This window comes from Pseudomonadota bacterium (assembly GCA_018817425.1).
Lineage (GTDB): Bacteria > Desulfobacterota > Desulfobacteria > Desulfobacterales > RPRI01 > RPRI01.
In genome coordinates, this window is the sequence record JAHITX010000096.1 from 15,900 (window position 1) to 39,241 (window position 23,342).

The window sequence follows — 23,342 nt, forward strand, 5'->3', positions numbered from 1 at the left end:
GATAATTTTTTTGGCAAGGCCATAAGGAACCACCCTGAGTAAGACATACAGACCGTATGTCGTCGAAGGGTGGCGACTGATAACGCAGTCCAAAAACTTTATCCGGAAGTATATAGGAAATCATAATATGAATTTATGATATCAATCGCTTCTTGCTCCGAAGTGATATGTTTTATGGATTCACGAAACTTTGCATTTGAATCAAGCCCCTTAACAAACCAGCCAAGGCGGCTTCGCATCATAAAGCATGCCTGTTTTTCCCCGAAATACTCCGCATTTGCTTTTAGATATTCTTTCATGCAATTAAAACGTTGAGCCAAGCTTGCAGGAGGTAACGGCTCTTTTGCAATAAGAGCATTTATCTGCTGAAATATCATAGGATTGCCAATAGCTGCCCTGCCTACCATAACCGCATCGCAACCGGTTTGATTCAGCATCGAAACAGCATCATTTGCAGTAATAATATCCCCGTTTCCAATAACCGGAATGGATATATTTTCTTTTACTCTTGATATTAAAGACCAGTCGGCCACACCTCTAAAGCCCTGACTCGCCGTTCTGGGATGAACTGCAATAGCATCAATACCGCAATACTCTGCAATCTTAGCTGTTGCCAGCGCTTGATCACCGGATTTGTCCCATCCGGTTCTTATCTTTATTGTAACAGGAATTTTAACGCTTTGTTTTATAGCTTTTAATATAGCTTCGGTTTTGCCGGGCTCTTTCATAAGAGCAACACCAGCGCCTGTTTTTACGACTTTTTTAACGGAACAGCCGAAATTTATATCGATTATATCAGCACCGGCAGATTCAACAATTATTGCAGCTTCTGCCATAATAAAAGGATCGGAGCCGAAAATCTGAAATGAAACAGGTCGTTCTTCAGGCAAAGAATCAAGCATATTAAGGGTTTTTTGGGAACCATAGGTAATGCCGTTTGCACTTACCATTTCAGAACATACAAGGCCGCATCCGGCTTTTTTTGCGATAAGCCTGAATGGAAGGTTCGTTATGCCAGCCAGAGGAGCCAGAACTGTGTTGTTATCTATAATTATTGAGCCAATTTTCATTTTTTCAGGGCACTATATAGCTTGTCAGCCTGCTCCGGGGTTATCCTATAAGCAATACGCTCATCATTACAAATCTCAATTGGGCATACTCCAGTCGGCCTCAATACAATGGCTCCGTCATATGAGGTATCAACCAGAAGCGACGTTTCGCCACTTATCCCTGCCTTATGCAAAATAGCCTTGGGTAACAAAACCTGTCCTTTCTTTCCTAATTTAACAAATTGCATCTTTTTTCTTCGGCTAATCCGACCTCAATTGTTTATACTATTTCTCAACGACCCTATTTTTCCAATAAGATGGTTTTCTACTGCAATGCATAACGGCTAATATTAGAATATAATTATCTTCAATTGTGTAAAGAATAGCATAGGGGAAACGTTTTGTTAGGCAGCGGCGCACATCTTCATCAATCACACGATACAGGGATGTATTCTCAACTATTTTTTCAATTGCACATTCTATTTCAGAATAAAATGCTGATGCAAGCGATGAGCTGTTCTCAAAATAATAAAGTATAGCTTGCTCAAATTCAGCTCTTGCAGCTGGATGGAATGAATAGGTCATTTACAATCAAAAAGTTTTTGGATGCTTTGCATTGCCACATCACCTGGTATTGCTTTAACTCGACCGCCTCGTACTTCATCGCGTCGCTTTTTTGCCTCGATTAGCCAAATCTCATGAATTGACTCTTGATCAAGGCTCTCAACAAGTTTTTCAGCCAGCAAAGCTCTTGCTTCGCCAGATAAAGACATAGCTTTTGTAGCTAATTCTTCCACAGATATGTCCATAATATACACCCCCTTAAAAATCTTGTTTATTTTACAATAGCTTATTTGTAGAATCAAGTATCTTCTATAGACTTTTGAATAAAGTTTTTATACTGTGTCATCAATCAATCGCTTCTACAATGCATAAACTTAGGGAAAATGGTCATGACTGATATTTTGCTTATTCAACCACCCATCAGGGATTTTTATCTTACAGCAAAAAGGACTATTCCTTATGGGCTGGCATGTATAGCATCAGCACTTGATAAATCTGGTTTCTCAGTTGAGATATTTGACGGTCTTGCTACTTCAAAATCTCACAGAATTCAAGTTCCGGATGAGATGAGTTACCTTGATGAATATTACGGCAAAGAAGATATATCTCCTTTTGCACTTTTTAACAGCTTCAAGCACTTTGGATACAGTTTTGAACATATAGCAAAAGAAGCGGCTAAAACCGGAGCCTTTCTTATTGGAATTTCATCTTTGTTTACGCCTTATGCAGAATATGCGCTGATGACAGCAGAAGCTGTTAAAGCGTCTAACCCTGATTGTAAAATAGTACTTGGCGGTCATCACCCTACAGCTCTTTATAATAGTGTAATGGGAAACAGTGCGGTTGATTTTGTTATTCGTGGTGAAGGAGAAGAATCAATGACTCTTCTTGCTGCGGCTATTAAAGAAAAGAAAAGCCTTGATTTGATTTCAGGCATTGTTTATCGCAAAACAGACGGAAGCTTACATGTAAATAAACCTGCTTTAATTGGCAATCTTGACAATCAACCTTTGCCTGCAATCGCTCTTTTAAAAAATAGTTTTTACAAAAGAGGAAAAAGTGCAAGCATAGTTATTTCTGCAAGCAGGGGTTGTCCTATGAAATGCTCTTATTGTTCCGTAAGCGCTTTGTCATATCTGAAATACAGGAAAAGAAGTATTGAATCAGTTTTAAGAGAGCTTGATAATAATATAAACAAAAATGAAGCAGCTTTTATAGATTTCGAAGATGAAAATCTCAGCCTTGATAAAAAATGGTTCACAGAACTTCTTTGTGAAATAAAGGTTCGATATAGCAAATCAGGGCTTGAACTAAGAGCAATGAACGGGCTGTTGCCCACATCGCTTGATGAAGAAATGATATGTCTTATGAAAGAGTCGGGCTTTAAAACCCTTAATCTTTCCCTTGGTTCATCTTCATCAGAACAACTCAAAAGATTTAAAAGGCCGGATGTAAGAGAAGCTTTTGACAAAGTACTTTTATTTGCTGAAAAATATGACCTTAACGCAGTCGGGTATATAATTGCCGGAGCACCTTTCCAGGCACCGGAAAACTCGGTTTCGGATCTTTTATATCTTGCCGAAAGAAGAGTACTTGCAGGTGTTTCAATTTTTTATCCCTCTCCGGGAAGCAGCGATTTTGACCTGTGCAATAAGCTTGAAATACTTCCCGAAAAATATTCTTTAATGCGTTCAAGCGCTCTTCCCGTTTCGCACACAACAGTCAGAAAACAGGCAGTTACTATGTTAAGGCTTGGAAGAATATTAAATTTCATGAAATCGTTAATCGACAGCGGATATAAAATACCTGAACCAGCGCCATTTATAGAAGAAGAAATTAAAGATAATAACCGAACCGACGCAGGTATAAAGCTTTTAAGTTGTTTCCTTTTTGATGCAAAGATAAGAGGAGTTGACAAAGAAGGCTCTATTTATGAGCACAGCATATGCGCCAAGACTGCCGGTTTGTTTGCTGAACAGATAATAAAAGTCGATTTGAAAGGATGCTGAGATATAATAACCCCTTTCTTTTCTCTTATTCAATCTTCAGATTGGCGGCTCGCTCGTAAATACATTCGTATTCTCCCATCTCAAATTCACGGCAAACCCATGGCCGATTCTCGTAAATATTACAAAGCATGGTGTTTCGGTCCAAGGCAGAACACCAGCCATCTTCCATCCGCTTCATGGTCATACCTCCCCACTTATCTATCTCAATAAAATTATCGGGAACTCCGGTATCGGTAATGAGCATTACTTCTAAACGGCAACAGCAGGCCTCGCAGTTTACACAGGACACCTCGGAATCAGGCAGTGTTGTAAAATCGATTGTCATAAATTACTTTTCATTTTTGATATAGGTCTCCTTATAACCACCTAACTCACGTTCTCATTTGACTTGTACACGGATTTTGTTTTCTCCAAATTCTACGACATCACCTGAAAAAATCTTTTTTCTTTTTCTGGTTTCGATTTTCCCATTTACTATAACTTGACCTTCAGAAATCACATATTTAGCTTGACCGCCACTGTCGACCATATTTTCAAACTTCAAGATTTTATAGAGCTCAATTGGCTCTTCTGAAATTTTAATTTCTCTCATTTTACACACTCAGTCTTGATATAATTTGTATACGTATAATGTTAAAACTAATTTCTGCAAGGAACACAACATCCCCTTTATTCTTACGCATTATACATGAAATTCATCCATGGTGGCAAAATAAAAATAGATAAGATCGATTCTTATAAGATTGCCCTGCTTATTAAAAGAAATCAGGCAGTTACTATGTTAAGGCTTGGAAGAATATTGAATTTCATGAAATCGTTAATCGACAGCGGATATGAAATACCTGAACCGGCACCATTCACTGAAGAAGAAATTCAAGACAGTAACCGAACCGACACAGGTATAAAGCTTTTAAAGTGGTTTTTTTTTGATACAAAGATAAGAGGAGTTAATAAAGAAGGCTCTATTTATGAGCACAGCATATGCGATAAGACTGCCGGTTTGTTTGTTGAGAAAATAAGAAAAGTCGATTTGAAAGGATGTTAAGTTATAACAAACGCATTTCTATATTTTCTTTTGAAGCAGTTTGTACGTTTCCTCGTAAATCTGTATACGAGGACCGACGGTGACTATTTCCACTTCTTTTTTCATAATGCGGTAAATAATCCTGAATCTGCTGACGCGAAAACTTCGCAATCCGACCAATTCGTTACGCAGCAGCTTGCCGGTATGGGGATCTTCCAGGATTGCTTTAAGGCCCGACTTGATTTTGCTCTTTAGTTCCGGGTGCATTCCACGAATCAAGGTTGCTGTTTCATCCGGAATCCTCAGTGAATAAAGTTTGGGCTTCATAATTCCTCAAGAGTGTAAACCTTCGCCCGTTTAGCCTTCAAATCTTTCAAACCTTGTCTGATCTCAGACATCAAATCCGCATCCGAGATAATTCGGGATGTTTCTTTTATGCTTTCATACTCATCGGAACTGATAATAACCGCCGCAGGACGACCATTTTTTGTCACGATGATCTCCTCGTCATTTGTATTTACAATATCCACAAGGGCGCTGAACTTCATTTTTGCTTCAGATAATGACATTATTTTCATAATATGACTCCAATTAAGATTAACCAAAATTCTGGTCAATTTAAGCCTAAATCTGTGAGTCTGTCAAGAAATGATTCGCAGGGGGATTATCATGTAAGTTTAACGGCAAACCACGGCTCTCAATTTATAAACAATCGGACGTAAAGCATAAAAACATAGACGTCCCTATTACTACTCGGTGAAAGTGGTTCAGGTCAATCCCATGCACACAAAGAAGGTAAAGGAATTAAGCGATAATTCTCCTTTAAAAACCGATGATAAAGATCCGCGGGTAATTGCAGATATTATACGATGGGGTCACGCGTTGAGCATAGTCATTCCTGAGGGTGATGCTGCGTATTTACGGAGGTTGAACAACTCGAGGGAGAGGCATGTAAGGGAACGGACTGCTCTTGTAAACCAGTTACAGCAATTGGTCTTTCTGTTGTTCCCCGAGTTTAAGAAAGTGATGAAAGACATAAAATGCCGGACACCGCTCTATCTCCTCAAGAAATATCCTACGCCGGACGCCATAAGTGTTTTGGATAAAAAACTTCTTGGCGAAGAGATGAGGAAGCGGAGCAGGGGCAAGTTTAAAGAGCAGCATGCGGATATGCTTATCAGCCTTGCCAAAAACACCATAGGGATCAGAGAAGGTATTTTGGGTCTCTCCATGGATATACAACACATTCTCGTTCAATTGGAGATGCTAAAAAACCTTATTTCCGAGATAGAGAGTGAAATGGAGATAACTCTCGGGAGGATAACCTATAGCTCAAAGCTGCTTTTCATAAAAGGGCTTGGTGTTGTATCTGTGGCAGGTATCATCGGAGAAATAGGAGATTTTAAAAAATTCAAGACACGCTCAGAGATCATGAAATTGGCCGGTCTTGATCTCTACGAGATAAGCTCCGGTAAAATGAAAGGACAGCGGAGGATCTCAAAAAGAGGGAGGAGTCTGCTCCGGAAGATCCTTTATTATACAGCGATCCAGACCATAAGAAAGAATGGTATCATGTATGATTACTACACAAGGCTGACTAGTAGAGGCATGAAAAGGATGGTGGCCCTTGTTGCAGTTTCCAGAAAGCTATTGGGAATCATCTATGCGATTGTAAGGGATGACAGTGAGTATTCAATCAACTTTAAGAAAAAGCAGGTGATAAAAAAGGCTGCATAAGATATTATTACATAGGCGGGGAGATTATCGTTTTCTTCCATTGAGGCGCATAGCGACCTCCTCTTTCAGAATACATAACTCCCCGTCAACATCCTAATCCCAATTGAGCAAGGTAAAAGCGTTTCATGCGACTTTCAAATTACAAGGGTTGGATAGGATGTTCTCATAATGATGGGGAAAACCGCCTATGGAAAAACCTTTTATGGAATACGAAATAAAAAATATTTCTTGATTGGAATAAACAAGGAAGAAAGAATTTCACACAAGAAATAGTACTCCAAGATTAAAGCAACTCCTTCATACATTCTTCTTATCAAAGGTTTGGGTGAAACTGTGATATGTAAAAATATCTTAACCGAAAATTTAAAAAAAGTAAGCGTATTATGGCTTGAATTAAAAAAAAATGAATAACTAAAGGGCGCGCACTATCCCCCGGAAAAAGACCATCACGTGCAGATGGGGGTTGAAGTCCCAACTATTGGGATTTTTACCTAATAAAATGATGCCATCGACCTATATACAAATCATACATAACGCTTATTTTATAAAAATAATACTTAAAAATAATGAACCGTACGTCATTTCCACTTATATAAAGGAGGTCGTTATGGATAAAGGATTTAAAAGAATACTCTGTCCAACGGATTTTTCAGATTACTCCGCCCAGGCCCTCATAAAAGCTACCGGATTGGCTTCACTTTTTGGGGCAAAACTAATTGTCGCACACATTATCAGCAACCCTTTTTCAAGCATGTATCACGAAGGGTCAGAGAGCCTAAGAAAACTGAGTGACATCGTGACTAATGCGGAAGGAATGTTGAAAAAATTTACAGAAAAACATATATCGGATATACCAGTTACCATGAATGTAAAATACCATGAAAATATTTATGGCGGGATTATTGAGTGTGTAGAAGCCGATAAGGTGGACATGATCGTAATGGCCACCCGGGGGGTCACAGGTCCCAAAAGAGTATTTATGGGCAGTGTAACGGAAAGTGTCGTCAGAAGGGCCCCCTGTTCCGTGCTGGTGGTTCGTCCCTGATATCTCTAACCCCGACTCAAACAGAAAGCCAGGGGTCAAGTCCGCTTTTGGCTCTTATTTTCCATATTAATAGAAAGAAAAAAGGGGTCAAATCTCCTATTAGCTCTTCTTTATTTTTGTGCTTTGAGCTTAACTGTGTAATTGTTATTCTTGACCACTATGCCCTATACAGCACTGTTTTTTTCATCAATAAGAGCTAAGCGGAGATTTGACCCCTTTATTATTCCGTTGCATTCCCATCAATAAGAGTTAGAAAATCAATTTTAAATCAGCTCCTCTTGGACCCCTTGTCTTCCAGACGATGGGATGTTCAGTTGGCGGAATAACGCGAAAACCTATTGAATTGTTTCCTTGCAAATCCAGTACCGATTAATCCGGTCAGAATTAACAATAATGAGCTGGGCAGCGGAACGACATGGGCAGATACGCCATCAATCAGCAGTCCGGAATCACCATAATCATCAAGAACGTTTACAACGCCAAAGGCAACTGTATGTAAACCCGGTGAACCAAGGCTTAGTGACATTGAATTAAATCCAGTTTCGCTTACAAAAAGGGTACTTGAACCTGTAAGGGTGGAATAGGTGTTGGCGAGACAGAGGAGTTGATTATCCAGCGTGACAAAAGCAAAATCATTTCCAATTGATTTGCCCGGTTCATCAGTAAGAAAATTCCATGCAAATGAAACTGTGCCCCCGGTAGTTGTAACAAAGGTTTGCTTGATTGCTGATCCGCCAAAAACAGGCTGGGCGGGATTTGTTAGTGTATTTAACGTCCCCGTTGACAAGCCAAGGAATGTCTCCAGGTTTTCGGCTGATGATGCTCTTGAAGTTGATAGAACAGCTTGATACGCACCTTCTATCGGCCCACTACCGTATATACTTCCTACCACAGATATATCACCAGCCGAGTTCCATCCGGTAAAGCCACCCGTCTCAAAACCACCATTTTGGATTAAATTGGCAGAGACAACTTGAGAACAAAGTAAAATTACAACCACAACAATAAAAACCGATTTGAACATTTTCATAAAGCCCCCTTATAAATTTATTTATTTTCCTCTGGAATATCAAACCGTAGCATCCACGGTCTAACTCCAAATAGATAGTTCAATTAATCAAGAAACTTTGGCCCTCAGAAGGAAAGTCCTTTCACGGTCATATTGATGCTATCACCTTGGCGGACAGCCAAGCCCGCGTCCTCACAGTTCCAGGAACCGGTCAATGCCACAGACTCTCCTTGGATGATTACGGACTGTCTTGTGGATAGGTTTGTACATACGACCTTCTGTATACTCGTTCGCTTACTTATGCCGCCCAGACTCTCATCAGGACCGATGGCAATACTATTGACACCAATAAGGCCAGATATACGTGCAACTACCGTATTGCTGGCTGCGTCAATAACCGAAACAGTCTGAGACGCTGTCGTTCCCACATAAATATGGGCGCCTGATTCATCTATTGCTACGCTGCGCGGCATACCGTCCGTCACGGGAATAGTGGAAACCACTGTATTGGTGGCCGTGTCGATAACTGATACAGTATCTGATAACCAGTTTGTGACATATACCCTTGTACCTGCCGGATTAACGGCTACATTCTCGGGATTGTTGCCTACGGGGATAGTTGCTACGACTGCTCCGGCAGACGTGTCTATGACGGAAACAGTACCGGGTTTGTCTGTCGCCGACGAAATTGGCTCACCGTAGTTCACCACATAGGCACGAGTGCCGGACGGGCTCATAGCAACGCCAATAGGCGAGATACCTACAGAAACAGTTCCAATTATTGTGTTTGTGGACGTATCAATCACTGCTACTAAGTTTTCTTCAGGAATCATCGCGTAAAGGCGAGTACCTGCCCTGTTAATTGCGATACCCATTACAGTATGCCAAGGCTGTGCAGTTATGGGAATTGTTGCCACGATTGAACGTGTGAGCGTATCCACAACAATTACGTCCCCGAAAGTAGAAGCATAAAGCTTCGTGGTCGCTGAGTTTATCGCGATGCCATGGGTTGCAGAAGTTGTTGATATTGTACCTATTATAGAATTAGCGCCTGTGTCAATCACTTTGATCTCGGAACCTTCGGCTACAAAAACTCGTGTTCCTGCCTGGTTGACTGCGACACCTGTTGGCCAATTGTCAACGGGTATGGTTGCGGTTACCATATTGGTAGCAGTATCCACTACCGAAACAGTATTCATGCCAAAATTGCCCATATAAGCATAGGACGCAGCCTGGGCTGATACAGCTATTCCGATAAAACATGTTAACACTGCGACAAGACATGAAAAGTACACCAATCTATTCATCATTTGTTACCTCCATAATTATTAATGATATTTAACGACTTCGGGACAAACCAAGAAATGGCCGAATAATATCTCCCAGAGGGATAAGAGTATATTAAACCATTCCTGCCATCTCACGAATTATTTACCCATGATCAGCTATCTTCATACAGGATCAGAATCCGTAGATTTGTCCTGAGTCCTTCCTTTGTTGGGCCGACCCCCAAAATGTAATCTTTATGGTCTCTTCCCACCTTATCCTGCTCACCTTTTCTGGCAATGAGAATCTCAAATCAGGTTGAGGAATCGACAAGCTGTTACAGAACTACTTTTTTTCAAAATTGAGAATCAATAAAACCAATAAGATACAAGCTCTTAAATGAGGAAAATCAGCATTCTGTACCAGCCTGTCGAGAAACTTATGCCAGTATCTGTACCGAAGTACTGCCATTAGCTCCGTTGTTGTCCATCGCGGAAGTTCTTCAAATCATCACAAGGCATCACCTCGCTTTTATAGTATGATAGAAGCCACCTATACCCCTCCTGCCTCGCACTCTTCTGAGATTTATACCAAAATAGCCATGAGTCAGCCCAACATTCTATTTATTAGATCATATAGAACGATAAATTATTTAGTTTTAAATCCTTACACCTTTACAGTATCCACATAGATTTCATGTTTTTTCAGAATTTATTAAGAAGATACTTATGAAATATATGACGAACCAGTCCGATGATAATCAACTTATCTAAAAACACAAAAGCCCCATGCTTCATCTATCTGAAGATTGGGGCTTAGTTGTATCCGGTCATACTCAATCCTTTTAAAATTATAAAAATAGTATAATTTGAAATATGATAATGGATTATTTATTCCAGAAAATGCCAAAACGGCACAAATTGTATAATGAACAACAATATAAAGATTTGGCTAACATTTTGGATAAATTAAATCAATAGAAAAATAAAATAAAGGGGAAATCGGCACTCAAATAGAAGTAATTACGGAAGCAGGTGGCCACAGCCGGTTAAGCGGCCCGGGATGTTACAAAATCTGAAACCAATGGTTTATACTTCTGATATTTACGTTTGGATTTCATATTTTTTTATATATAAGACCTGGGTTTTCCGTATTACTAATGAGTTCTTAAGTCTATATACATCACTCGCTCAAAATATAGACACATTCTGGATGTCGAAAGAATGAAGAAATTATTTTTGGCAACTTTTGAAGACGGCGTAGTTTATTAATTACCGCCCTTTTTAGCTGATCAGGACCATTTACAGGTTGTATTCCAACGCCATTGTTTTTAGTGTGGTTCCATAACTGTTCAATAGGGTTCAAGTCAGGAGAATATGAAGGTAGTAAAAATATCTCTAAACGCCCATCAAATGAATCTATACAAGTTTTGACTTGTGAGTTGGATGACCATCCCAAATCAAAAATACTTTCTTATCATGACCATGCATAAGACGCTTCAAAAATTCACAAATTTTGGGAGCATTAACTGAGGAATAATAAAGGGTCAAATCTCCTATTAGCTCTTCTTTATTTTTTCTCTATTTTTGTGCTTTGAGCTTAATTGTGGAATTGTTATTCCTGACCACTATGCCCTATACAGCACTGTTTTTTTCATCAATAAGAGCTAAGCGGAGATTTGACCCCTTTACCTTTACTTATTCAATCAAACTGTGATATATAAAAATATCTTAAATTGAGAAACAGCAAAGAAGTTGTCGATGTAACAAATTTTTTCCCCGGAAAAAACTGCAATTCACCTACAACTGTTAAGTAGGAAACAGTTGTATGAATTGAGGAATACGGATGGAAAGAGAGTAACGCCGAACTGTGCGGCGTCGCCCTTAGCGTCCGCACCAGTTATTTGTTGGGCTTTCCACTTTCGATGCAAGCGTTAATGAAATGTCGCCCAAACGATGTTAATTCTAACAACTCATATTCGGTATTAGAGACAGAGGCTCCGTAATCACCATGTCGATTGTATCCAGGTGGCTCATATTTGGCATCATTTCCAACCACATGTCTAAAAATGCGAAGGCGAATAAGGTTGTCCATATAAGTTTCAGACCCATCTAATTTTTTGACACCTGCTTCTTCACACCATTTTTTGAACTTTGAATCGACTGAATCTTTTGCATATCCTTCAACAGATGTGTCTTCAGATAAAGATGGCCATTTCTCATCGATTTTAGCAACGTATTGTAGTATCTTTGCTTCATCCGGCGTCAGTTGTTGAATGATTGATACAAATGAGGGATGGGCTGAGTTATCATCTGCATCCATTGCCGTTGCCAATAATGATGCATATAAATTTTTTAGATCTGGTTCATCTTTAGCGAATATTAATTGAAGCACAAGAGGTCCAGCAATGTTGAAGGGAGCTGCTTGAATTTTCTTTACCTGCTTTTTTGCAAGTATACTCGTAACACGGAATGAAAGCCATTCCTTGATTTGCTGGTAACCCCATACTCCTGCCTCTAATGGAGCAAGGGATATTTTTACGGCTTTTGCTATTACAGCAAGGCCTTCACCAACCTGCCTGACGGCTGGTTGGAGCATATCACGATATACCTCGGGTATCAGATCGCCAAGTCCCAGCGCCTTTGCCGCATCAATTATTTCTTTTTCTTGGTTCATCTTTATCTCGTAGCCCAACGCCGCTTCTCACCAGAGCGGGCCGCCGTTTGGCCCGATTCTGGTGAAGAAGCATGTTATGTGTTCACATTAGTCTAAGCGTTCCAAGTTTAAAAGTTTTTCGATGGCCACTATCCGTTGCGATATTTCCTTTACGTTTGATGCTGCTTCCTCACCAATTTCGTGTACATAGGTAGATAGGCCCCGCAATCGCTTTGCTGCGAGTTTCACATTTTCTTTACATGGTAACTTACCAATAGAAATAAACGAAATTGCTTTGTAAAAGGGTATTGAATTAACTTTTTCTATCAATTCACATGAGTTTTTCAATATATCTTCAAATGCACGATCTGATTTTTCTGGCGTCCGGGATATTGACGTACTGATTGTAGCGGCGTGGTAAGCCAAATTGTATCTCACTGACCCAATCACCTTGTACATTTCATGTGTTGGCTCTATTATAAATTTAGAGATAACTTGGCCTAGTACATAGACAATAACTCCACCGCCGATAGTTAATGACGATGTTATAAGTATTTTATCCAGTTCAGTCATAAACTTACTCATTTGCACATAACGAAAAGCTTACCGGATTGTGTGGAGCAAGGCGGAACACAATTCCGAGTAAAGCGCCAGGTTAGGTTTTGTATCGGTCATTGAATGTTGCTATTAAGAATAGAGAGAGAGCACCGGACAAATTAACTGCAAGCTCAGCATGCCGTGATGCTGGACGAACAGGTGCTTTGCCTTTACCATGTGCATCACCTAGCCTGTTTCGCAAAGTCCCCAGCCCATTAACGATAGCAGAACACCCCCACAATATTTGTTTAAAAACGTCTTCTGTGTGCTGACTTGGTGATAGCGAAAGTTCACCAGCTGTTAGCTTGTATAGTTCATGTAATTCGATCTTATTGTTATCATATGAGATTTGCTGTTCGTCAAGTATATGTTTGCAGACTGTTTCAAGTAATGTTCGCGCTGCCGTTATTGCGCCCTCTGGGTCAGTTGTACGTCGTTCCAACGCGCGTTGCCATACTACATGTACCCCATCTGAATCGAACTGCTTTAGAATTTCGGATGTGGATTGATCTAGTGGGGCTCGATTTTTACCTTCCAAAAAATCGAGGATGGGGGTAAATTCTTGCCAAATATACGCACGGCGCTCCGCATAGGTGCCGTATTTATTTTTTATAAATGGCCAAAATTGATTTAACTCTCTATTTGTTCTTACAAACGATGGTAGAAGTTGCTTGTATGCAGAATTCTCTAATAAGTAACCTCTTAGTTCCGTATAATCACTACTTTTAGCTTGTTCACCTGTTGAGATAGCAATAAGCATATTTTGCAGGGCTTGAATGCGTTCAATATCATTTGAAAATTCGTCAAGCATAGAAATTTATCCTCAAAAACCTAACAATTAATATACGTAATATGCCTTATTTGATGCCGGTAACAAAATCTGTATGAAAAGTAGTTAATTTATAAAGAAATTTATAGTTTTTGTCAAATTTTCTGTGTGATATTCTGTAATTTCTATTTATTATTTCTTAACACGTATTACGTATAACACAGGATTTTGTCCAATTGATTTCATTTTCATTGATTACTGAATGAAACTTTGTAGATCTAAGACATCTGCCGTGTTGCTGCTTTCAGGAAGCTGTCATTATCAAACATGTTATGCACAAATGTACAGTAGCAGTCGATCTTAAGAAAAAGGAACCATGAGGGTCGATCTTAAATATTTACTATTCGACAGAAACGGCAGGTGGTAATTTTTTTCTTTAACCGCTTGTTTTAGGGAGGGTGGATGGAAAAATGGTAAAAACAGACCGGCTGCCCCTACAGAGTGCGGAAGAATCGCTAAGCAGTATAAGCTGGCTAAAATTTAAGGTGGCAGACACTGCCGCTATTTAACAAGATTATCTTTCTTTATAGGCGGTAACAAATTCGTCAACAGTAATACCGGCCTGACGGATAGCACTTCTGAGTGTTCCGATGGCAAGATTTTTATGTAATGGAATTGCGCATCCTCTGTCGTCCTTGCGCATGATGACATGGCTGCCTTTCTGGCGTGCTTCATAAAATCCAAGTTTTTTAAATATGTTAACGGCTTCCTTGCCTGAGATTCTCGGAAGTTCAGGCATGAACGGCAACCTCAAATGTTGTCATTATCGGTCGGTAAGTATGCTTCATGGGGAATTCTTCCAGATAAAGTTCTGTAGCTTCCTGAAGATTTTTCACTGCTTCTTCTATAGTTTCCCCCTGACTTGCTGTTCCCACCTCGGGACACAAAGCCACATAAAGATTTTCTTCTTTATGCACGATAGCGGTAAATGTATTCATTTGTTCACCCCATAAATGATTTTTTATCCCTGTGCAAGTTCTCCAAATTTTCTAATGAACCTTCTCTCCTTTTCTATCGTATCTCCCGCTAAAAATCAACCGGAAAGGAGGTGATGTAATTGGCTACATCCAGCCTTGAGACAATGGAAATTTTAGGGGGGGCGTTTTTTGTGTGCATGGAAGGTATTTATAGGAGGGGAAAAGGGTCTACTCAGCTTTTGGCTGTTGGGATTTTTTCTAACTTTTGTTTCCAAATCCCTATCCTTTTGAAATTATATTGATAATAGCATAAAATTACAACCTCGGTAAATTTTCTTGACAACAATTCAAACCGTATGTAAATATACTAAAAAATTATTTGAAGAAAAACTTATGAAAAAATATTTTAATAAAATAATTGTGGAATCGGGAAATAAAAATTGGTGTTGGCGGGCCTATGAAAGAAAGTTGCCTGCGAAGCCCTATTAATCTAATTATCTGATATAAAATAATAAAACAAAGGATCGCGGACAACTTGAATGGTTTTGCGATCCTTTTTTAATTTTAAAGGGTCGTAAATAAAGTTTACGGCCCTTTTTTTGTAGAGTTTATTTGAAAGTCTGTTTTATATAATATATACAAAGGGCATACGCGATATAGATATAAAAAAGTCAATAGAGCCACTTTCAAAACGTTTCAGTTTGGTCAAGCTCAAGGCGGGAGAAAATTTCAACCACAGGAATACATTTAGTATTTCGAGGATTGAAATTTGAGCCCAACGCAGAGATCGGCCAAAATGGGACGTTTTGAAACTGGCTCCATAAATTATAATATGTAAGGAATACCAATGTTATTAAATCAATTTCCGGACAAAAAAGAATTTTGTGCTCTTTCTGAAAAGAGCAATGTTATCCCGCTTTGCGTGGAAATACTTGCCGATACCGAAACGCCGGTTTCTTTGCTGCGTAAATTTTACGATGGCAAAGGCCCGGTCTTTTTGCTTGAAAGTGTTGAAGGCGGAGAAAGATGGGGAAGATACAGTTTTCTGGGAACTTCGGCACGCAGCCATATATGCGTATTTAAAGATCATGTTGAAGTAAAAGAAAACGGTACGGTTAAAAAGATACCTCATGGAAATAAACCGCTTGATGTTTTAAGAGATATCATGAAGGATTACCGTCCTGCATCGCTTGCCGGGCTGCCGCGTTTCTGGGGAGGAATGGTCGGCTATCTTTCATATGAGATGGTTTCGTTTTTTGAGCCTGTTCCCTGCGTGGTACCTGATGATAAGCCACTTTCTCATTTTATAATACCGGATGAGATAATTGTTTTTGATAATATCCGAAATACGCTTCTTGGAATAAGCATCTGCTTTACAGATGATGATAAAGAGCCTGAGATCTCTTATAATAAAGCAAAAGCACGTATAGAGGCGATGACGGAAAATATCAAAAAGCAGATTTCTTTTAATGATGAGGATTCGGTAAAAGGAAATTTTTCTCTTTATCCAAAGCAAAAACCGGAAATATTTTTAAATCATGTTGAAAAAACAAAAGAATACATAAGAGCAGGAGATATAATCCAGGCGGTTATATCCCAGCCTTTTATATGTGACGATGCTCCGGATTTCTGGACATTATACAGGGTGCAAAGATATATTAACCCTTCACCTTATCTTTTCTTTATGCACCTTGGAGATGTTGCTCTTGTTGGGTCATCACCGGAAACTATGGTAAGACTTGAAAACAGGGTGGCTACACTTCGCCCTATTGCCGGAACACGCAAAAGAGGAAACACAGAGCAAAAAGACAGGGCTCTTGCAGATGAACTTCTTTCCGATGAAAAAGAAAGGGCAGAACACCTCATGCTTGTCGATTTAGGGCGTAATGATCTTGGCCGGGTAGCGGAAACAGGCAGCGTACAGGTAACCGATCTTATGGTAATCGAGCGATATTCTCATGTAATGCATCTGGTTTCGAGCATAAACTGCGATCTTGAAAAAGAATACGATGCATGGGATCTTCTTGCTGCAACTTTTCCTGCAGGCACTTTATCGGGTGCGCCGAAGGTAAGAGCCATGGAAATCATAGCGGAACTTGAAAAAGAGCCGAGGGGGCCATACGGCGGAGCTGTTGGATATATCTCTTTTAACGGCAATATGGATCTGGCTATTACGATAAGAACCGCTTGTGTGGAAAAAGGAAAGCTTGTGGTAAGAGCTGGAGCCGGAATAGTAGCTGATTCAATCCCGGAAAGTGAGCTGAAGGAAACTGAAAACAAGGCTATGGCTATACAAAATGCATTACAGCTTATCCAAAAAAGTAAATGAGACTTTCATATAAAATTTTTGGACTGCGTTATCAGTCGCCCCCCTTCGACAGCGTACCAACTGTACGCTTTACTCAGGGTGGCTTCTTCTGGCCTTGCCAAAAACATTATATGAAAGTCTATTAATATACCGGAGGATCGGAAATGATTTTAATGATAGATAATTTTGATTCATTCACATATAATCTTGTTCAATACTTAAGACAACTTGGGGCTGATGTTAAAGTTATAAGAAATAATGCGGCGACATTGGATGAAATTATAGTATGGAATCCATCCGGTATTGTTATATCTCCGGGACCGGGAAGGCCCGAATCGGCAGGGATTTCGATGGACGTGATCAAGCATTTTACGGGTAAAATACCTGTTCTTGGCGTATGTTTAGGCCATCAGGCTATAGCTGCGGTTTTTGGCGGTGATATCGTTTCGGCAAAAAAGCTTATGCACGGAAAAGTTTCTTCTGTCACATCCGACGGGAAATCAATATACAAGGGAATTGCCAACCCTTTTAAAGCTATGCGCTATCATTCTCTGGCCGTATCAAAAGAAACTCTGCCTTCATGTTTTGATATAACCGCCGAATCGGAAGAAGGAGAGATTATGGGGATAAGGCATAAAAGCCATAAGACTGAAGGGGTTCAGTTTCACCCGGAATCTATTATGACTTCTGTTGGAAAACGTTTATTAAGAAATTTCCTAAACAGCGTAGACTAACAGGGAGCGGGGGCAAGATACAACCCCCTGGCCCCCTTTGTTAAGGGGGAATCTTTTTGTAGGGGCGGGTTCGTAACTCGCCCGATAGCTCATTAAGAGGAAAAACAATGTTTAAAGAAAGCTTGAAAAAGATAATAGAAAGAACGGATCTTGGTGAAGAAGAAATGTTTCAGATGTTAAGTGAAATTTTTTCAGGAAACATAACGGATGCACAAATAGGAGCCTTTATGGCTGCACTTGCCACAAAGGGTGAAACTTTTGAAGAACTTGCCGGAGCAGCTTCTGCTATGCGTAAAAAAGCGCGGCGTATCCAGGCAACTGCAAAAACCGTTGTTGATACATGCGGCACAGGAGGAGACGGCGCCAGTACTTTTAACATTTCGACAACAAGCGCTTTTGTTGTAGCAGGTTCCGGTGTAACTGTCGCAAAACACGGAAACCGTTCCGTTTCAAGCAAGTGTGGAAGCGCCGATCTCCTTGAGGAACTTGGCATCAAGCTGGATACTGCGCCTGAAATAGTAGAAGAAGCCATACAGGAAATCGGGATCGGCTTTCTTTTTGCCCCTCTTTATCATGAAGCCATGAAATATGCGGCGAAAGCAAGAAAAGAGATCGGCTTAAGAAGCATATTTAACATGCTTGGCCCTCTTACCAATCCGGCATCTGCAAATTATCAGATCCTGGGTGTTTATGCTCCTGAGCTTACGGAAATGTTCGCCCAGGCACTTCGTATTCTCGGTGTAAAAAGAGCATTTGTGGTTCACGGGCATGATGGTCTTGATGAGATTTCAATTTGTGCCCCTACAAGAATATCCGAGTTAAATGATGGCTTGATTCGAACTTATGATATTGATCCTGAAGATTTTTTCGGTAAAACGGCTAATGCCGGTGATCTTATTGGTGGTACAGCTTCCGATAATGCCCAGATTACGAAAAACATTTTAAACGGAGAAAAAGGGCCTAAAAGAGATATTATTCTTATAAATGCTTCTGCTGCTCTGGTTGCGGCGGGGAAAGCTGCAAACCTAAAAGAAGGCATAAAGCTTGCCGAAATATCTATTGATTCAGGTGCTGCCAAATCAAAACTCGAATCTCTGGTTCGCTTTACCCAGGAAAACGGATAATGGATTTTTTAACAAAGATAGTTGAGCATAAAAAAAGTGAAGTTAAAGCCTGCAAAAAAAATGTTTCAGAAGAAAGACTTCGCGATCAGGCACAAAATATTAAAAGACGCCCTTTTTTACAAAAATTTATAAAGCCAGGGCCTTCCGGTGTTAATATAATAGCCGAGATTAAAAGAGCTTCACCCTCAAAAGGAGTATTATGCCCCGATCTTGATCCGGCAAAATATGCCAAAGGATATGAAGATGGCGGTGCGGCGGCAATATCGGTTTTAACCGATAAAAAATTTTTCATGGGAAATCCGGATGATCTTATTGCAGCAAGAAAAGCATCGTCTCTTCCGGTTTTAAGGAAAGATTTTTTGATATCATCTTATCAGATATATGAAGCAGCGGCTATGGGAGCTGATGCGGCACTTCTTATCGTAAGGATTCTTTCTTTAACACAGCTTAAAGATTATATTGCGCTTTGTACTGAATTGAATCTCGATGCGCTTGTTGAAGTTAATTCTGAAAAAGATCTTGAAGCAGCATCAGAGGCGGGAGCAAAACTTATCGGAATTAACAACAGGAATTTAAGCTCCTTTGATACCGATATAAAAACCGCAATGAGTTTGTCTTCTCTTTTAAACGCAGATCAGATCGCAGTTGCGGCAAGCGGAATAACGAACCGTAAAGACATTGAAAAAAATCTTTCTTTTGGAGTATTTAATTTTCTAATTGGTGAAAGCATTGTAAAAGCTGATGATCCGGCTGTATTTTTAAAGTCTCTAATGAAGCCGGGAAAAGATGAATTAATATAATGATAGAACAAATTAACAGCACAAACAATCTTAGCAATAAACCCCAGATAAAAATCTGTGGCATCACAAGAGTAAGTGATGCAGTTTCATGTGCAAAGCTTGGAGCAGATGCATTGGGATTTGTTTTTTATCAAAAAAGCCCAAGATATATTGCTCCGGACGCAGCGCGTGAAATATCACAGGCTTTGCCTAAAGAAATTAAGAAGGTCGGGGTTTTTGTTAATGAAAGTTTTTCTTCAATAATGAATACTGCCAAAAAAAGTGGTCTTTGTGCCGTTCAGCTTCATGGTAATGAAACACCTCAGCTTGTGGCTGATCTTTGCAAAGAAAACCTGATTGTGATAAAAGCTCTTTTTATTGAAAAAAGTCCTTTAATTGAAGAAGTAAATGATTACAAGGCTTCGGCATTTATCGTGGAATATGGCAAAGGTGCTCTTCCGGGCGGAAATGCACTTTCGTGGGAATGGGAAAAAGCTAAAATAGTAGGTGAAAATTATCCACTTATTTTGGCAGGTGGTCTTTCGCCGGATAATATACAAACAGCAATATCTCTTTGCAGCCCTGATGCGGTTGATATCAGCTCGGGTGTTGAATCTTCTTACGGGATAAAGGATATCGAAAAAGTAAAATCTTTTATAAGCATTGTATCAGGATGCATGCTTACAAAAACAACAAGGAGAATATTTTGATGAACTCTTTAACAAACAAAGAATCTCTTGCAGGCGGTTTTGCTCCTTTAAAAACCGTACCATGTCCTGATACAAACGGACATTTCGGGATTTACGGAGGGCGTTATGTCGGTGAGACTCTGATGCCTGCTCTCCTTGAGCTTGAAGAAGCATATAACAAAATCACGCCGAATGAAAAATTCAAAAAAGAATTGGACGATCTTCTTGCCCTTTATGCAGGCCGCCCCACGCCTCTTTTTTATGCAAAAAGATTGAGCGAACATTTAAAAGGCGCATCCATATATTTAAAGCGCGAAGACCTTGCGCATACGGGAGCCCACAAGATTAACAATACGCTCGGCCAGGCGCTTTTAGCCAAATGGATGGGGAAAAAGAAGGTAATTGCCGAAACCGGAGCAGGGCAGCATGGTGTTGCAACTGCAACAGTAGCAGCTCTTTTCGGAATGGAATGCAAGATCTTCATGGGAACCGAAGATATAAAAAGACAGGCTCCTAATGTTTTACGTATGAAGCTTCTTGGGGCAGAGGTTGTACCTGTAGAATCAGGAACAGGCACACTCAAGGATGCTATGAATGAAGCTATGAGATATTGGGTTGGAGCAGTTGTTGATACTTTTTATATAATAGGTTCTGTTGCCGGCCCTCATCCGTATCCCGCGATGGTACGTGATTTTCAGATAATAATTGGAATAGAAGCAAGACAACAGATCATGGAGCAAACCGGCCGCCTTCCGGATCTGCTGATTGCCTGTGTCGGAGGAGGAAGCAATGCTATGGGCCTTTTCTTTCCGTTTATAGATGATCCGGTTGAAATGATAGGTGTCGAAGCTGCCGGTAAAGGTATTTCTACCGGAAAACATGCTGCAACCCTTGGCGAAGGTTCTGTAGGAGTACTGCACGGGTCGAAATCATATGTACTTCAGGATGAAAACGGGCAGATCGTTGAGGCTCATTCAATATCCGCCGGTCTTGATTATCCGGGGGTCGGTCCTGAACATTCTTTGTTTAAAGATGTAAAAAGAGCAAGCTACGTTTCTATAGATGATGATCAGGCACTTAATGCTTTTAAAACCCTTTGCAGGCTTGAGGGAATAATACCTGCTCTTGAAAGTTCCCATGCGCTTGCTTTTGTAATGGAGCAGGCACCGCGTATGAAAAAAGAAGAAATTATAATCGTTAATCTTTCAGGCAGAGGTGATAAGGATCTTGGGATTGTTTCAACGATAATTTAGGCTGTAGAGACGCAAGATTTTGCGTCTCTACGGGATTTGTAGGTGCGGGTTAAAAAACCACCTGTATTGAAGGAGAATTAAGAACAAATGAAGACAAATAGAATTGATAAAGCATTTGATGCCTTGAAACAAAAAAAAGAAAAAGCCCTTGTCGGATTTCTTTCGGCAGGAGATCCGGATCTTGATACTTCACTTAAAATAATTGAATCGATGTGTAAAGCAGGGCTTGATATTTTAGAACTCGGCATTGCTTTTTCCGATCCTACGGCTGATGGGCCGGTGATCCAGAGATCTTCTGCTCGTGCTCTTAAGCAAGGCATAACTATCAAAAAAGTTATGGAAATGACAAAAAAAATCAGAACATTTTCAGATATTCCCATAATTCTTTTCAGCTATTATAATCCTATACTTTCATATGGCGCAGAAGCATTTTATAACGATTCTATTTCTGCCGGTGCAGACGGAGTTCTTGTTGTTGATCTTCCTCCTGAAGAATCAGATGAAATGACTTCAAAATGGCCAGGAAATGAACTTGCCCTTATTCGTCTTGTAGCACCTACTACTCCACTTGAAAGAATGAAGAAAATTGCCGAATCAGCTTCCGGATTTTTATATCTTGTTTCAAAAACAGGTGTTACAGGAAGCGACGGGCTTGATACGGGAGAAGTTACTTCTAATTCCAAAAGCCTTGGTTCTGTAACTAATCTTCCCATATGTGTCGGATTCGGAATAAGCGAGCCGGAAGATGTAAGAAAAATTGCACCGGATGTAGACGGAATAGTCGTAGGAAGTGCTTTTGAGCGTATAATTGAAGAAAATTTGGATAACCCGAATCTTGACGCAATACTAGGTGAAAAAGTCAGTAGGCTGAAAGCGGCAACAAGGTTATAGCTACTTCTTCCATCCGCCTATAAGATGCAGATGAAGATGGAATATAACCTGACCGCCGCCTTTTTCCACGTTGAAAAGGAGTTTGTAACCTGATTTCGAAACTGATTCTTTTTCGGCCATCATTTTTGCGGTCATAATCATTTCGGATACGATTTTTGCGTCATTTTCAGTTAAATCGTTTATACTTCTTATATGCCTTTTAGGTACAATAAGAATATGTACAGGCGCATGCGGGTTAATGTCTCTGAAGACAACAAGGTTGTCGTTTTCAAAAAGAAAGGTGCTCGGAATTTCTCCTTTTACAATTTTACAGAAAATACAATCAGGTTCCATACGGTTATCCTCCATAGACTAATCGAGACTTTGCATAAAATCCGATCAGATTTGGCATCCTAAAATTATTTCAAACTTTTTACTACCTCTTTCAGTATTAAATTTTTGTGCAGGGGTCAAGGTTAAACGCTATAAAACAAAGTTTACGATATATTTTACACAAGCGACCTGTGATGCTATCAGCTATCTTTTTCCTTGAAGGGAATCACATTTACAGTGAGTCCATCCACATCCTGGATAACCACTCTATCCCCTGCCGACAGGAGAAAATCGCTTTCAGCTCGCCACAACTCTCCATTTACAAAAAGCTGTCCTTCAGATTCCCGCCAGTATTTAATTACACCTGTTTTTCCCAACATTGCCTCTGCTCCGCAAACGGATTTTTTCTTTCGGTCTTTAATAAACCAGATCATAGGAAAAATCACATGCTCTATAAACTCGAACAGCAGGAATCCGATTACCAAAATAAATATTATCTTTTTCATATCAGATTCCACTTAGTCAACAATCAAGTGCCCCACAGCCAGCAC

29 protein-coding genes are annotated in these 23,342 nt (G+C 39.9%); 11 read left to right on the plus strand and 18 right to left on the minus strand.

The window, feature by feature from the left end; all coding sequences use genetic code 11:
• Positions 1 to 98 precede the first annotated feature (98 nt).
• The 4 genes from dusB to KKC46_16510 are packed head-to-tail and all read right to left on the minus strand — an operon-like array spanning position 99 to position 1,858.
• The gene (gene dusB, locus KKC46_16495; GenBank protein ID MBU1055399.1) at positions 99 to 1,070 is read right to left on the minus strand and encodes a tRNA dihydrouridine synthase DusB; all 972 of its coding nucleotides are present in this window, start codon (positions 1,068 to 1,070) and stop codon (positions 99 to 101) included.
• Entirely contained in the window at positions 1,067 to 1,297 is a 231-nt protein-coding gene (locus tag KKC46_16500) for an AbrB/MazE/SpoVT family DNA-binding domain-containing protein (GenBank protein ID MBU1055400.1), read from the minus strand. The genes dusB and KKC46_16500 overlap by 4 nt, the downstream gene beginning before the upstream one ends.
• A 37-nt stretch (positions 1,298 to 1,334) precedes the next feature.
• Positions 1,335 to 1,634, minus strand: a complete 300-nt coding sequence (locus KKC46_16505) for a type II toxin-antitoxin system RelE/ParE family toxin (protein ID MBU1055401.1) — start codon at positions 1,632 to 1,634, stop codon at positions 1,335 to 1,337.
• Positions 1,631 to 1,858: an addiction module protein gene (locus KKC46_16510; protein ID MBU1055402.1), complete on the minus strand. Its 228-nt coding sequence runs from the start codon at positions 1,856 to 1,858 to the stop codon at positions 1,631 to 1,633. The genes KKC46_16505 and KKC46_16510 overlap by 4 nt, the downstream gene beginning before the upstream one ends.
• A 144-nt stretch (positions 1,859 to 2,002) precedes the next feature.
• Here KKC46_16510 and KKC46_16515 point away from each other — a divergent pair, with 144 nt between their 5' ends.
• Positions 2,003 to 3,622: a B12-binding domain-containing radical SAM protein gene (locus tag KKC46_16515; protein MBU1055403.1), complete on the plus strand. Its 1,620-nt coding sequence runs from the start codon at positions 2,003 to 2,005 to the stop codon at positions 3,620 to 3,622.
• A 25-nt stretch (positions 3,623 to 3,647) separates the two neighbouring features.
• On the opposite strand, the gene KKC46_16520 is transcribed toward KKC46_16515, so the two are convergent.
• Together KKC46_16520 and KKC46_16525 are read right to left on the minus strand one after the other, a co-directional pair.
• On the minus strand, positions 3,648 to 3,947 hold the full coding sequence (locus KKC46_16520) for a YkgJ family cysteine cluster protein (GenBank protein MBU1055404.1): 300 nt from the start codon (positions 3,945 to 3,947) through the stop codon (positions 3,648 to 3,650).
• Between the two features lie 54 nt (positions 3,948 to 4,001).
• Positions 4,002 to 4,214, minus strand: coding sequence for an RNA-binding S4 domain-containing protein (locus KKC46_16525; protein MBU1055405.1), 213 nt, complete (start codon positions 4,212 to 4,214; stop codon positions 4,002 to 4,004).
• A 96-nt stretch (positions 4,215 to 4,310) separates the two neighbouring features.
• Here KKC46_16525 and KKC46_16530 point away from each other — a divergent pair, with 96 nt between their 5' ends.
• Positions 4,311 to 4,667 carry a hypothetical protein gene (locus KKC46_16530; GenBank protein MBU1055406.1) on the plus strand — a complete coding sequence of 119 codons (357 nt, stop codon included), beginning with the start codon at positions 4,311 to 4,313 and terminating at the stop codon, positions 4,665 to 4,667.
• A gap of 18 nt (positions 4,668 to 4,685) precedes the next feature.
• Here the strand turns inward: KKC46_16530 and KKC46_16535 are convergent, their stop codons facing one another.
• Positions 4,686 to 4,973, minus strand: coding sequence for a type II toxin-antitoxin system RelE/ParE family toxin (locus tag KKC46_16535; GenBank protein MBU1055407.1), 288 nt, complete (start codon positions 4,971 to 4,973; stop codon positions 4,686 to 4,688).
• The gene (locus KKC46_16540) at positions 4,970 to 5,224 is read right to left on the minus strand and encodes a type II toxin-antitoxin system Phd/YefM family antitoxin (GenBank protein ID MBU1055408.1); all 255 of its coding nucleotides are present in this window, start codon (positions 5,222 to 5,224) and stop codon (positions 4,970 to 4,972) included. The genes KKC46_16535 and KKC46_16540 overlap by 4 nt, the downstream gene beginning before the upstream one ends.
• Positions 5,225 to 5,426: 202 nt before the next feature.
• Between KKC46_16540 and KKC46_16545 the strand changes: the two genes are divergently transcribed.
• Both KKC46_16545 and KKC46_16550 read left to right on the plus strand, forming a co-directional pair.
• Positions 5,427 to 6,383, plus strand: coding sequence for an IS110 family transposase (locus tag KKC46_16545; GenBank protein MBU1055409.1), 957 nt, complete (start codon positions 5,427 to 5,429; stop codon positions 6,381 to 6,383).
• 607 nt (positions 6,384 to 6,990) lie between these two features.
• Positions 6,991 to 7,428: a universal stress protein gene (locus KKC46_16550; protein ID MBU1055410.1), complete on the plus strand. Its 438-nt coding sequence runs from the start codon at positions 6,991 to 6,993 to the stop codon at positions 7,426 to 7,428.
• 310 nt (positions 7,429 to 7,738) lie between these two features.
• On the opposite strand, the gene KKC46_16555 is transcribed toward KKC46_16550, so the two are convergent.
• The 8 genes from KKC46_16555 to KKC46_16590 form a co-directional block, all read right to left on the minus strand.
• The gene (locus KKC46_16555) at positions 7,739 to 8,458 is read right to left on the minus strand and encodes a hypothetical protein (protein MBU1055411.1); all 720 of its coding nucleotides are present in this window, start codon (positions 8,456 to 8,458) and stop codon (positions 7,739 to 7,741) included.
• A gap of 104 nt (positions 8,459 to 8,562) precedes the next feature.
• Entirely contained in the window at positions 8,563 to 9,747 is a 1,185-nt protein-coding gene (locus KKC46_16560) for a YncE family protein (GenBank protein MBU1055412.1), read from the minus strand.
• A 1,138-nt stretch (positions 9,748 to 10,885) separates the two neighbouring features.
• Entirely contained in the window at positions 10,886 to 11,161 is a 276-nt protein-coding gene (locus tag KKC46_16565) for a transposase (GenBank protein MBU1055413.1), read from the minus strand.
• A gap of 441 nt (positions 11,162 to 11,602) precedes the next feature.
• Positions 11,603 to 12,379 (minus strand): DUF4393 domain-containing protein, encoded by a 777-nt coding sequence (locus tag KKC46_16570; protein ID MBU1055414.1) that lies wholly within the window; start codon positions 12,377 to 12,379, stop codon positions 11,603 to 11,605.
• Positions 12,380 to 12,466: 87 nt separating this feature from the next.
• Positions 12,467 to 12,931 (minus strand): hypothetical protein, encoded by a 465-nt coding sequence (locus KKC46_16575; GenBank protein ID MBU1055415.1) that lies wholly within the window; start codon positions 12,929 to 12,931, stop codon positions 12,467 to 12,469.
• An 82-nt stretch (positions 12,932 to 13,013) separates the two neighbouring features.
• A complete protein-coding gene (locus KKC46_16580; protein ID MBU1055416.1) occupies positions 13,014 to 13,766 on the minus strand; it encodes an abortive infection family protein in 753 nt (250 codons plus the stop codon).
• A 532-nt stretch (positions 13,767 to 14,298) separates the two neighbouring features.
• Positions 14,299 to 14,523: a type II toxin-antitoxin system HicA family toxin gene (locus KKC46_16585; GenBank protein MBU1055417.1), complete on the minus strand. Its 225-nt coding sequence runs from the start codon at positions 14,521 to 14,523 to the stop codon at positions 14,299 to 14,301.
• Positions 14,516 to 14,722 (minus strand): type II toxin-antitoxin system HicB family antitoxin, encoded by a 207-nt coding sequence (locus tag KKC46_16590; GenBank protein ID MBU1055418.1) that lies wholly within the window; start codon positions 14,720 to 14,722, stop codon positions 14,516 to 14,518. Before KKC46_16590 ends, KKC46_16585 begins: the two co-directional genes overlap by 8 nt.
• An 826-nt stretch (positions 14,723 to 15,548) precedes the next feature.
• On the opposite strand from KKC46_16590, the gene KKC46_16595 reads away from it, so the two are divergent.
• The 7 genes from KKC46_16595 (at position 15,549) to trpA (ending at position 22,479) form a co-directional block, all read left to right on the plus strand.
• The gene (locus KKC46_16595) at positions 15,549 to 17,030 is read left to right on the plus strand and encodes a chorismate-binding protein (protein MBU1055419.1); all 1,482 of its coding nucleotides are present in this window, start codon (positions 15,549 to 15,551) and stop codon (positions 17,028 to 17,030) included.
• Positions 17,031 to 17,173: 143 nt separating this feature from the next.
• Positions 17,174 to 17,743, plus strand: coding sequence for an aminodeoxychorismate/anthranilate synthase component II (locus KKC46_16600; protein ID MBU1055420.1), 570 nt, complete (start codon positions 17,174 to 17,176; stop codon positions 17,741 to 17,743).
• 107 nt (positions 17,744 to 17,850) lie between these two features.
• Positions 17,851 to 18,867, plus strand: a complete 1,017-nt coding sequence (trpD, locus tag KKC46_16605; protein MBU1055421.1) for an anthranilate phosphoribosyltransferase — start codon at positions 17,851 to 17,853, stop codon at positions 18,865 to 18,867.
• The gene (gene trpC / locus KKC46_16610) at positions 18,867 to 19,667 is read left to right on the plus strand and encodes an indole-3-glycerol phosphate synthase TrpC (GenBank protein MBU1055422.1); all 801 of its coding nucleotides are present in this window, start codon (positions 18,867 to 18,869) and stop codon (positions 19,665 to 19,667) included. Before trpD ends, trpC begins: the two co-directional genes overlap by 1 nt.
• Positions 19,667 to 20,356 carry a phosphoribosylanthranilate isomerase gene (locus KKC46_16615; protein MBU1055423.1) on the plus strand — a complete coding sequence of 230 codons (690 nt, stop codon included), beginning with the start codon at positions 19,667 to 19,669 and terminating at the stop codon, positions 20,354 to 20,356. Before trpC ends, KKC46_16615 begins: the two co-directional genes overlap by 1 nt.
• Complete coding sequence (gene trpB / locus KKC46_16620) at positions 20,356 to 21,588, plus strand: tryptophan synthase subunit beta (protein MBU1055424.1); 1,233 nt, start codon at positions 20,356 to 20,358, stop codon at positions 21,586 to 21,588. The genes KKC46_16615 and trpB overlap by 1 nt, the downstream gene beginning before the upstream one ends.
• 87 nt (positions 21,589 to 21,675) lie before the next feature.
• Positions 21,676 to 22,479, plus strand: a complete 804-nt coding sequence (trpA, locus tag KKC46_16625) for a tryptophan synthase subunit alpha (protein MBU1055425.1) — start codon at positions 21,676 to 21,678, stop codon at positions 22,477 to 22,479.
• On the opposite strand, the gene KKC46_16630 is transcribed toward trpA, so the two are convergent.
• On the minus strand, positions 22,480 to 22,812 hold the full coding sequence (locus tag KKC46_16630; protein ID MBU1055426.1) for a histidine triad nucleotide-binding protein: 333 nt from the start codon (positions 22,810 to 22,812) through the stop codon (positions 22,480 to 22,482). It lies immediately after the preceding gene.
• Between the two features lie 179 nt (positions 22,813 to 22,991).
• Positions 22,992 to 23,297: a hypothetical protein gene (locus tag KKC46_16635; GenBank protein ID MBU1055427.1), complete on the minus strand. Its 306-nt coding sequence runs from the start codon at positions 23,295 to 23,297 to the stop codon at positions 22,992 to 22,994.
• Between the last annotated feature and the right edge of the window lie 45 nt (positions 23,298 to 23,342).